General features: G+C 70.0%; 13 protein-coding genes. 4 read left to right on the forward strand and 9 right to left on the reverse strand.

Features of this window, described 5'->3' with window-relative positions:
* Window positions 1-28 precede the first annotated feature (28 nt).
* Complete coding sequence (locus tag FL311_RS05725; protein ID WP_141323924.1) at window positions 29-877, forward strand: tRNA pseudouridine(38-40) synthase TruA; 849 nt, start codon at window positions 29-31, stop codon at window positions 875-877.
* A gap of 25 nt (window positions 878-902) precedes the next feature.
* Here FL311_RS05725 and FL311_RS05730 read toward each other — a convergent pair whose 3' ends face one another.
* The 9 genes from FL311_RS05730 to FL311_RS05770 form a co-directional block, all read right to left on the reverse strand.
* Entirely contained in the window at window positions 903-1,067 is a 165-nt protein-coding gene (locus tag FL311_RS05730; protein ID WP_074956984.1) for a ribbon-helix-helix domain-containing protein, read from the reverse strand.
* A 59-nt stretch (window positions 1,068-1,126) separates the two neighbouring features.
* Window positions 1,127-1,696, reverse strand: coding sequence for a hypothetical protein (locus tag FL311_RS05735; protein WP_228556688.1), 570 nt, complete (start codon window positions 1,694-1,696; stop codon window positions 1,127-1,129).
* A gap of 56 nt (window positions 1,697-1,752) precedes the next feature.
* Complete coding sequence (larE, locus tag FL311_RS05740) at window positions 1,753-2,646, reverse strand: ATP-dependent sacrificial sulfur transferase LarE (RefSeq protein WP_141323925.1); 894 nt, start codon at window positions 2,644-2,646, stop codon at window positions 1,753-1,755.
* A gap of 103 nt (window positions 2,647-2,749) precedes the next feature.
* On the reverse strand, window positions 2,750-3,541 hold the full coding sequence (cysC, locus tag FL311_RS05745) for an adenylyl-sulfate kinase (RefSeq protein WP_141323926.1): 792 nt from the start codon (window positions 3,539-3,541) through the stop codon (window positions 2,750-2,752).
* 193 nt (window positions 3,542-3,734) lie between these two features.
* On the reverse strand, window positions 3,735-4,157 hold the full coding sequence (locus FL311_RS05750) for a M67 family metallopeptidase (protein WP_141323927.1): 423 nt from the start codon (window positions 4,155-4,157) through the stop codon (window positions 3,735-3,737).
* On the reverse strand, window positions 4,154-4,786 hold the full coding sequence (locus FL311_RS05755; RefSeq protein ID WP_141323928.1) for a ThiF family adenylyltransferase: 633 nt from the start codon (window positions 4,784-4,786) through the stop codon (window positions 4,154-4,156). The genes FL311_RS05750 and FL311_RS05755 overlap by 4 nt, the downstream gene beginning before the upstream one ends.
* A 6-nt stretch (window positions 4,787-4,792) precedes the next feature.
* Window positions 4,793-5,065 (reverse strand): MoaD/ThiS family protein, encoded by a 273-nt coding sequence (locus FL311_RS05760; protein ID WP_141323929.1) that lies wholly within the window; start codon window positions 5,063-5,065, stop codon window positions 4,793-4,795.
* Between the two features lie 7 nt (window positions 5,066-5,072).
* Complete coding sequence (locus FL311_RS05765; protein ID WP_141323930.1) at window positions 5,073-5,312, reverse strand: sulfurtransferase TusA family protein; 240 nt, start codon at window positions 5,310-5,312, stop codon at window positions 5,073-5,075.
* A 288-nt stretch (window positions 5,313-5,600) separates the two neighbouring features.
* A complete protein-coding gene (locus tag FL311_RS05770) occupies window positions 5,601-6,368 on the reverse strand; it encodes a HesA/MoeB/ThiF family protein (protein WP_141323931.1) in 768 nt (255 codons plus the stop codon).
* Window positions 6,369-6,467: 99 nt separating this feature from the next.
* Between FL311_RS05770 and FL311_RS05775 the strand changes: the two genes are divergently transcribed.
* The 3 genes from FL311_RS05775 to FL311_RS05785 form a co-directional block, all read left to right on the forward strand.
* Entirely contained in the window at window positions 6,468-6,965 is a 498-nt protein-coding gene (locus FL311_RS05775; protein ID WP_141323932.1) for a hypothetical protein, read from the forward strand.
* A 106-nt stretch (window positions 6,966-7,071) separates the two neighbouring features.
* The gene (locus FL311_RS05780) at window positions 7,072-8,355 is read left to right on the forward strand and encodes a sensor histidine kinase (protein ID WP_141323933.1); all 1,284 of its coding nucleotides are present in this window, start codon (window positions 7,072-7,074) and stop codon (window positions 8,353-8,355) included.
* A partial coding sequence (locus FL311_RS05785; RefSeq protein WP_141323934.1) for a response regulator transcription factor occupies window positions 8,352-8,892 on the forward strand: 541 nt, incomplete at its 3' end. The genes FL311_RS05780 and FL311_RS05785, both read left to right, overlap by 4 nt.

Genomic DNA, 8,892 nt, shown 5'->3' on the forward strand with positions numbered 1-8,892 from the left:
CCGTGTAACCCCGCGACCTCGCAACGCCGTGCTCACTTCGACCTCCAAGCGGATTCCCGTCGCACTGTGGATCTGGTACCGCGGCGGAAACTTCCGCGGCTTCCAGCGTCAGACGGAGGGCCCCACCGTCCAGGAGGCGCTCGAGACGGCGCTGCGGGCGGTGGGCGTCCCGGCCTCGGTGATGCCCTCGGGGCGGACGGACCGGGGCGTCCATGCCCGCATGCAGGTGGTGAGCGTCCGGCTGGAGGCCGGGGATTCGCCCGAGTCGCTGGCCAAAAGGCTCCCGGGGCACCTGCCGCCGGGGCTCGGGCTGTGCCTGGTCCGCCGGCCCCAGGGCTTCCATGCCCAGTGGAGCGCCAGCGGCAAGGCGTACCGATACCGGCTGCGGCTGGGGGGGCCCCAGACGGAGGACTGGGCACCCTACTCGCTCGACGTTCCGGGCGAGCCAGGGGTGTTGGGACGAGGCGGCGCCGTGACGCCCGAGCGGGTGGCGGCGCTGCTCGCCAGGGCCCAGGGCACGCGGGACTTCATCGCCTTCCACGAGAAGTCCAGTCCCCAGAAGCCGCGCACGCTGGAGTCCGCCACCCTGCACGAGCGGGGCGGAGGGCTGTACGAGGTGCGGCTGGTCGGGGACGGCTTTGCTCGCTACCAGGTGCGCTATCTGGTGGGGGGCGCGCTCAAGGTGGCGGCGGGGCTGTTGCCGGAGGAAGCGTGGCACGCGGCCCTGGAGACGGGGGCGGCCATGGAGGGCTTCAAGGCGCCCGCTCACGGCCTGATGCTCTGGGAGGTGCACTACCCTCCGAAGGTGGATCCCTTCACGGCCCCAGAGCGTCTCCAACCTCCGGGGTTGCCGCCGGAGTCACCCTTCTCGGAGTGACACGGGGCGGATCCACGAGCAGCCGTCAATCGACGAGCCGCTCCTCGTACTTCGCCAGCAGATCCGAGATGGCTTCCCGGAGGTACTCGCTCTGGCGGATGCGCGTGGAGCGCGACAGCTCCTTCAGGGCGTCGAGCTTCTCGCGGTTCAGCCGGAAGACCACCGAGGTGAGGCGGGGATTCAGTTCCAAGTGCGCAACCTCCTACAGATGCACACACCATCTCACAGCCCTTTCTGATCGCAAGATTTTCACTCGGATCCGCTGACCGGGAAGATCCACTGCACCCCGGTGAAGCCCTCGGCGTCGGCGCGCAGTCCGGATCCGAACCCGAGCGTGAGCCCGAGCCCCCCGTACACCGCGAGCCGCTCCGAGAAGGTGTGTCGCAAACCGAAAGCTACGCGAGGCCCCACCCACGGCCCAGAAAACGGCCGCACGACCGCGCCGAGATCCACGAAGGACTGCCACGCCTCCATCCCGAAGACGCTCCGGAAGCCCCCCACCACGGAGAGATCCGGCCCCCGGAGGCTCCCTCGGATCAACACGAAGACCTCGTCCCCCCCGTGCCCCACCGAGAGGCTGGCCCCCAGATCCAGCTGGGCATCCAGCCCCTTCACCACGTCCGCGTCCGAGTCGCCGATCAGCTCCGTGTAGGACAGCCCCGGACCGAGGATCAGCGAGAAGGAGCGCCGGTCCCGGTACGGCGAGTCCACGTACTCGGCGGCGTGGGCGAGGCCAGGGGTGAGCCCCAGGAGCACCACGCCCGCGGCGCCCTGCAGCCAGGAGAACCGCTCGCGCCGCGAAGACTGCTCGACCGTCATGATCTGCTCCGGAGCTCCAGCAGCCGTGGGTGTCAGGCGGAGAAGCGAGTCGGGGATCAGCTCACCACGGGCAGCGCGAAGCTCGGGGCTCCCGGCGTCGCGGGCTTCGTCACGCCGGCGGCCTCGTTCATCCGGCCGGAGCGGAACGGCTCCAGATCCAACGCCACGAACTTGAACCCCAGCGCCAGGAACGCGGTGTTGATCCTCTGGCGCACGTCGGCCGCGAGGAACCGCTCGTACTCCTCCGCCGCCACCTCCAGTCGCGCCACCTCGCTGTGGTAGCGCACGCGGAACTGCCGGAAGCCCAGCTTGCGCAGCTCCGACTCGGCCGAGGCGATCTGCAACAGCCGCTCGCGCGTCACCGACGTCCCATACGGGATTCGCGACGCCAGGCACGCCATCTGCGGCTTGTCCCACGTGGGCAGCCCCAGCGCCTGGCTCCACGCGCGGATCTCCTCCTTCGTCAGGCCCGCCGCGGCCAGCGGGGACTCGACGGCGTGCTCCCGCGCCGCCTTGTGACCGGGGCGGTGGTCCTTGAAGTCGTCCGCGTTGAAGCCGTCCAGCACCACCGCCAGCCCCAGCTCCTGGCGCCGCGCCTCACACAGGTCGTACAGCTCCGTCTTGCAGAAGTAGCACCGGTTGGTGGGGTTGGCCGCGTACGAGGGGTTCGCCAGCTCGTTGCTGCTCACCACCACGTGCCGGGCGCCCAGCTTCGACGCCAGCGCCCTCGCCTCCTCCGCCTCCTCGGGCGCCACGGACGCCGACAGCGCCGTCAGCGCCAGGGCCCTCTCGCCCAGCTCCTCCACGGCGATCTTCAGGACGAAGGTGGAGTCGACCCCGCCCGAGAACGCCACCAGCGCGCTGCCGTGGGTGCGCAGCGCGGCCCGCATGGCCTCCAGCTTGGGGCGCGACGACTCACACAGGGCTTGGATTCGCTCGGGGCTCAGCATGCTGGACTCCTAAAACGGAAGGGCCCCGGATTGCACGCGCATCGCGCGGCAACCAGGAGCCCTTGTCATGGACACTGACGGGGCCGGGTGTCGGCCCCCTTGCTCAGCGAGCCTTGCTCTTCGCCGCCGGCTTCTTCGCGGGGCTGGAGGGCTTGGCCACCCGGGCCGCGCGCGTGGCGGGACGGGACTTGGCGCCCTTGTCGGCCTTCGCGGGCTTGGCCTTCGTCGCGGCGGCCGGCTTCGGCTCCTCCGCGCGACGCGCCTTCGCGCCGCCGTTCTTCTCCGGCTTCTCGGCCCTCTCGCCCTTGGCCGGCAGCGGGTTGGCCTTCATCTTCTTGCCCGTGATGATCTTCAGCTCCTCGGTGGACATGTAGCCGAGGTCCAGCAGCGACTGGAAGATCTTCGCGGCGCCGTCCTCCACCGACTCGACGTCCGAGTGGATGGTGACCTCCGGCGACGTGGGCGGCTCGTACGGCTCCGTGATCCCGATGAAGTTGGGGATCTCCCCGTTGAGCGCCTTCTTGTAGCGGCCCGTGCTGTCGCGCTCGATGAGCTTCTCGGTGGGGCAGTCGACGTAGACCTCCACGTAGCGGCCGATGGCGCGGCGGTTCTCCTCGCGCTTCGCCTTGTACGGGCTCACGCAGGGCACCAGCGCCGCGACGCCGTTGCGCGTCAGCACGTTCGCCACGAAGCCGAGCCGGCCCGCGATGACATTGCGCTCGTCCTTCGAGTCGCCCAGCCCCGCCCACAGCTCATCGGCGAGCTCACCCTCGTCGAGAATCTCCACGTGACGGCCCACCTGACGGAGCCGCGCCGCGATGTACGCGGCAGTGGTGGTCTTCCCCGTACCGGACATGCCGGTCAGCCAAAGGGTGAATCCAGTGTTGGAGGCCATAAGGATTTTCAACTCCCTGCGTCCGGAGCGCTTCTTGCACGCCGCGTTGGGACGCCGCAGATCCAGAAGATGCGCGTGGTTATAGACGAAAACCCACGCACTTGACAATTCACGCGCACCTTTCCGCAGGTAGGGGTAACGGGCAGCCAAGTGCCTGCACCGACTCGGCTTTTTCGTTCTTGCAATGCGGGATTCAAACCTGTCGCGTTCGAAATTCTCCCCCGCTCCACTCGTACTCACACACGCAGGTGACACAGCCTCGGTGTACGGATGCGATGAGGTAGGAAACTCCCGGTAGCAGCGGATGCCCTGTCGGGGCCGCCCAGGCCCGATCTTCCGGGGAAAAGGTGGGAGGGCTGTCGACATGTGAGTGGAAGACGGCGGTGATCCGCTCGCCGTTCGACTCCGCCTGGAGGCACACCTTCAACCACTCCTGGGGCTCGAAGGCGTAGGCCACGGCGGGCCGGGGGGACACGTTGCGCAGGGGGAGGACCCGGGCGGAATCGGGCGACGCCAGGATCACGCCACAGCCCTCCAGCGGGTAGGACGCCTCCAGGTGACGGAGTAGCTGCGCGCGCACGGGCTCCGGCCAGCGCGGATCCACCCAGGGGCTCACGGCTCGGCGCGAGCGGCGCAGCGGGAGCAGTGACGCAGCTCCATCTCCTCCAGGCCGCCCGGAGGCACCAGCCAGCGGCCTCCCAGCGAGGGGGCCAGGCCCAGGCGGAGGTTCTGGAAGATCATCGCGCCCAGGGCTCCGAGCGCCACGCCCAGCGCGCCATCCGGTGGCGAGCCGAGGTGCCGCACCGTCTCGCCGAAGCACCACACACAGCCCTCGCTTCCGCGGAACACGACGCCGGCCCTCGCGCCGTCGCCGCAGAGGGCCACCCAGGGCGCCTCGCCGCTCCAGGCTGTGGGCAGCTCTGCCAAGAGGCCGCCCCGGCGCTCGGGGTTCGCGGCGTCCGGGTTCAGCGCGGGGACTTCACGGGCCAGGGTCTCCGGGACGGGCTGTCCCACGTCCCCGGCCGACACCAGGAAGCCGGGAGCCCACGGCCCCAGGGTCAGCGAGCCCACGCCCGCGACCGGGGTTCCGCCTCCCGCCAGGTACGCGGTCGCCGTCATCCCCGAGGCGCCCGTGGCATCCACACGCGCGGAGCCCGTCAGGAGCGCCTCCTGGCCTCGACCGCCGACGTCGCGCAGGAGGATCTGCCGCGAGTAGCGCTGGATCTGATCTTCACGCAGAGCCATGCGCCCTCACCCTCCCGCCATCGCGGGGATGAGCGTGAGCCGGTCCGCGTCCTTCACCGGCGTGTCCAGCTCGCGAAGCGCGCGGATGTCGTCCTCGTTGAGGAACACGTTGACGTAGCGCCGCACGGCGCCGCGCTCGTCGAGCAGCTTCGCGCCGATCCCGGGGTAGCTCGCGTCCAGGTTCGCGAGCACCTCGCGCACGGTGGCGCCCGGGACCACCACATCCGCCTGATTGCGCGTGAGCGTGCGCATCGTCGAGGGAATCCGAATCGTCGCCATGAACCACTCACCTTCCCTGCTTGCGCAGCACCAGCCGATGCGTCCCGTCGTCACGAGCCTCGAGAGACACCACCTCGTGCCCCTCTTCCCGCGCGCTGCGGGGGACGTTCTTCAGGGGCTCGGCGCCACGGAGGAAGACCTCCAGCAGCGCGCCGGGCTCGAGGGACTCCAGCCGCAGCTTCGTGCGCACGTAGGTCATCGGACAGACCTCGCGCGTGATGTCCAGCGTCGCCGTCGTGTCACCCATGCACGCCCCCCGACTCCGTGAAGGCACGAGCGCCAGCGCCTTCCCGCGGCGTCGTCGCATCACCGGCTGCACGAGAGTGCATGGAACGTCGCCTCGAGCAGCCGTTCACTCCGGGCCGAGCACGAAATACCGTCGCTCCATCGCGACGCCTGTCCTGCGCCGACCACCACCCGCCCAGGCACGAACGCGGCGTCGCCCGAGCACGTTTCGCGTGCATGGGGCTCGAACACGCCTTCACCCTCGCATCGAATCCGAGCACGTGCCTCATCGCCCCAGCGCCGCTTCGACTCATCGCGCACATGCCGAGGCCTCGTCCGGGAAGCTCGGAACCGCGGTGACCTGACAGCCCGGGCACTCCTCCGCGCGAGTCACCCGCGTCACGCGCCCCAGCATCGTCCGCCCGTCCAGTACATGCAGCACCGTCTCACCCGGCACCCGCCGCGCCGCGCCCGCCAGCAGCTCCAGCACGAGCAGCGCCTGCACCGAGCCCACCAGCCCCGCCAGCGAGCCGAGCACCCCCGCCTGCGCGCACGTGGGTACGGAATCCGGCGGAGGCGGCGCTTCGTAGAGGCAGCGCAGGCACGGGCCTCCCGGCTCCACGCGCATCGCCTGCCCCTGCATCCGCAGCACGCCGCCATACACGAGCGGCACACCCGTCAGCACCGCCACGTCCGAGAGGAAGAACTTCGTCGCCACGCCATCGGTCGCGTCGATGACCGCGTCGTGCGAGCGGAACAGGCCCTCCACGTTGTCCGCGTCCACGCGCTCGGGCAGCACCTCCGTGCTCAGCCCCGGGAACGCCCTGGCGAGCCCCGCCGCGGCGGACTCCGCCTTGTTGCGGCCCACGTCCTCGGCGCGGTGCCACAGCTGTCGGGGCAGGTTCGTCACGTCCACGCGGTCCGGATCCGCCAGCGTCAGGTGGCCGACACCGGCCTGGGCGAGCGCCAGGGAGACGGGGCAGCCGAGCCCGCCTGCTCCCACGACGAGCACCCTCGCGCGCTCAATCCGGGACGCGTGGGGAATGCGGGGATGGTGGTGTTCTTCTGGGCCGTGCATCGAATGCTGCTCCGCGAAGGCGGATGCGAATAACGTGCGGACCCCTGCGTCGCATCAGGCGACCGTTGGGCGCAGGCGCCCCTACCAGCTGCCACACATATGAAAAACCTGACCGGCGTGCTCGTCTTTTCCACCACCCTGTTGCTCATGCTCGGGTGCCACAAGAACACCGGCGAGACCGCCGGCCCCGCGGATGCCGCGACCCAGCCCTCCGCCGAGGCCACGGCCCCCGCCGAGGCGACGAAGCCCGTCGACAGCGGCTCCACCCTCGAAGCCCCCGTCGCGGGCGCCGAGAAGACCGGGACGGACTCCGGCACGCTCGTCGCCGAGTCCCCCGACGCCTCCACCCCGGCCACGGGGACGAACCTCAAGGACGCGGGGGCTCCCGAGTCTCGCCGCGCCGCGCTCGAGGCGTGCGTGGACCGCTGGCTGAAGAAGCAGAACCTGGACCCGTACGGCAACAAGGAGGGCACGGTGTACGCGGGCGGCACGCCCCTCTTCGACGAGCGCACCGGCGAGTCCACGGACCGGATGGAGTTCATCTTCCGGAGCAGGCCCGAGGCCCGCAAGGTCTGCATGCAGCCATCCTCCCGATGACCAAGGCGCGCGGGGACACCCGTCCGCCTTCTCGCTCGCCGAGAAGGTGAACGGACCACCCCAGGGATTCCCGCACACCCGGCGGCTCTCGTAAGCTGCCGGCCCAATGGATTCGAATCTCGCCCTGGGCGAGGAGACCCCGGCCAATGACCTGCGTGCGCGCGTGCGCGAGGTCCTCTCGCGCCGCAAGCTGACGGACAGCGTCTCCACCGAGCAGGCCACCGCGTCCTGGGAGCAGGACCGGTTCGTCGCCCGGGCCCGCGCCCTCTTCTACGCCCGCATGATGTTCCTCACGCTGGGGCTGCTCATCCTGGCGGTGCCCACGTGGAGCGGCTACTTCGGCCTCACCGGAGCGCTCTCCTTCCTGGGCTACTTCACGATGCTGCTCTACAGCGTCGCGAACCTGCTGGTCATCGACCACCCCAAGGCCGGCCGCTGGGTGACGTACACCACGCTGTGCCTGGACCTGGTCATCCTGGTGGTCCTCATCGCCAAGCCCCAGGTGGGCGGCGGCCTGCAGAGCCCGCTGCTCGCCACCCAGCTGCTCTTCACCACGCTGTTCTCCATCCTCTACCCCAAGCCGCTCGCCATCCTCCCGCCGCTGCTCGCGCTGCCAATCACGACGCGGCTGGACCTGCTGCTCAACCGCAACGTGACGGCGGTGGAGCTGCTCACGCTGCTCTGGTACCTGGCGCTCAACTTCATCATTGTCTACGTGCTCGTGTACCTGAACGAGCGCGAGGCCGCGGCCCACCGCGAGGTCGTGGCGCTCCAGGGGGACCTCAAGGAGCTGGCCGTCGTCGAGGAGCGCAACCGCCTGGCCCGGGAGATCCACGACGGCCTGGGCGCGTCGCTCTCCTCGATGATCATCCAGGCCGAGTACATCCTGAACCTCGCGCGCGAGGACGGGCTGCGCGAGGAGATCCGCGAGCTGAAGGCCTCCGCGGAGGAGTCCATCGACGAGCTGCGGCGCAACCTGCGGATGATGCGCGAGGACTTCGAGCTGTCGCAGGGCCTGGAGGACTACGCCAAGACGTTCCAGGAGCGCACGGGCCTGCCCATCCGCTTCGAGCGCACGGGCGCGCAGCGCAAGCTGTCGCCCGACGTGCAATTGGCCCTCTTCCGAATCCTCCAGGAGTGCCTCTCCAACGCGGTGAAGCACGCGGAGCCGAAGCTCGTGCAGGTGAAGCTCGACTACGGCGAGGACCGCGTGCACCTCATCGTCCAGGACGACGGCAAGGGCTTCGACCCGAAGCACACGCCGCGGGGCCACTACGGCCTGCTCAACATGCGCGAGCGCGCCATGAAGCTCGGTGGTCAGCTCATCGTCGATTCGTCACCCGGCTCGGGCGCCCAGGTGGCCTTCTCCCTTCCCTGCCCCCCGACATGACCGGAGCCCCCGTGGACGCCCCGCAGCCTCCCTCCACTCCCGCGCAGCCGCCCATCCGCGTGTTCGTCGTCGAGGACCAGACCAAGATCCTCAAGAACCAGCTGCGCCTGTTCGAGGGTCACCCGGAGATCGACATCGTCGGCACCGCGCTGTCGGGTGAGGCCGCGCTGGAGGACGTGCCCCGGCTGATGCCGGACGTGCTGCTGCTCGACCTCGGCCTGCCGCGCATGAGCGGCATCGACGTCACGCGGGAGATCAAGGCCGTCTACCCGAAGATGGAGATCCTCATCTTCACCATCTTCGACGAGGAGGACAAAGTGCTGGAGGCCGTGAAGGCGGGCGCCTCCGGCTACATGCTCAAGGGCTCTCCGGTCGACAAGATCATCGAGGCCATCAAGGAGGTCCGCGCGGGCGGCACCGTCATCCAGCCCAACCTGGCCCGCAGGCTCCTGCGGCACTTCCGCGTGGAGCCGGACGCCACGCCCGTCCCCTCCGAGCCGCTGACCGCCGCCCCCGCCGCCTCGCGTCCGAAGACCC

This window comes from Myxococcus sp. AB025B (genome assembly GCF_006518215.1).
Taxonomy (GTDB): Bacteria; Myxococcota; Myxococcia; order Myxococcales; family Myxococcaceae; genus Myxococcus; species Myxococcus fulvus.

Coding starts and splice junctions, on each gene's coding strand:
- FL311_RS05735 (WP_228556688.1), bottom strand. CDS start 1,696: ATGACGGTCGAGCAGTCTTCGCGGCGCGAGCGGTTCTCCTGGCTGCAG.
- larE (WP_141323925.1), bottom strand. CDS start 2,646: ATGCTGAGCCCCGAGCGAATCCAAGCCCTGTGTGAGTCGTCGCGCCCC.
- cysC (WP_141323926.1), bottom strand. CDS start 3,541: ATGGCCTCCAACACTGGATTCACCCTTTGGCTGACCGGCATGTCCGGT.
- FL311_RS05755 (WP_141323928.1), bottom strand. CDS start 4,786: ATGGCTCTGCGTGAAGATCAGATCCAGCGCTACTCGCGGCAGATCCTC.
- FL311_RS05760 (WP_141323929.1), bottom strand. CDS start 5,065: ATGGCGACGATTCGGATTCCCTCGACGATGCGCACGCTCACGCGCAAT.
- FL311_RS05765 (WP_141323930.1), bottom strand. CDS start 5,312: ATGGGTGACACGACGGCGACGCTGGACATCACGCGCGAGGTCTGTCCG.
- FL311_RS05770 (WP_141323931.1), bottom strand. CDS start 6,368: ATGCACGGCCCAGAAGAACACCACCATCCCCGCATTCCCCACGCGTCC.
- FL311_RS05775 (WP_141323932.1), top strand. CDS start 6,468: ATGAAAAACCTGACCGGCGTGCTCGTCTTTTCCACCACCCTGTTGCTC.
- FL311_RS05780 (WP_141323933.1), top strand. CDS start 7,072: ATGGATTCGAATCTCGCCCTGGGCGAGGAGACCCCGGCCAATGACCTG.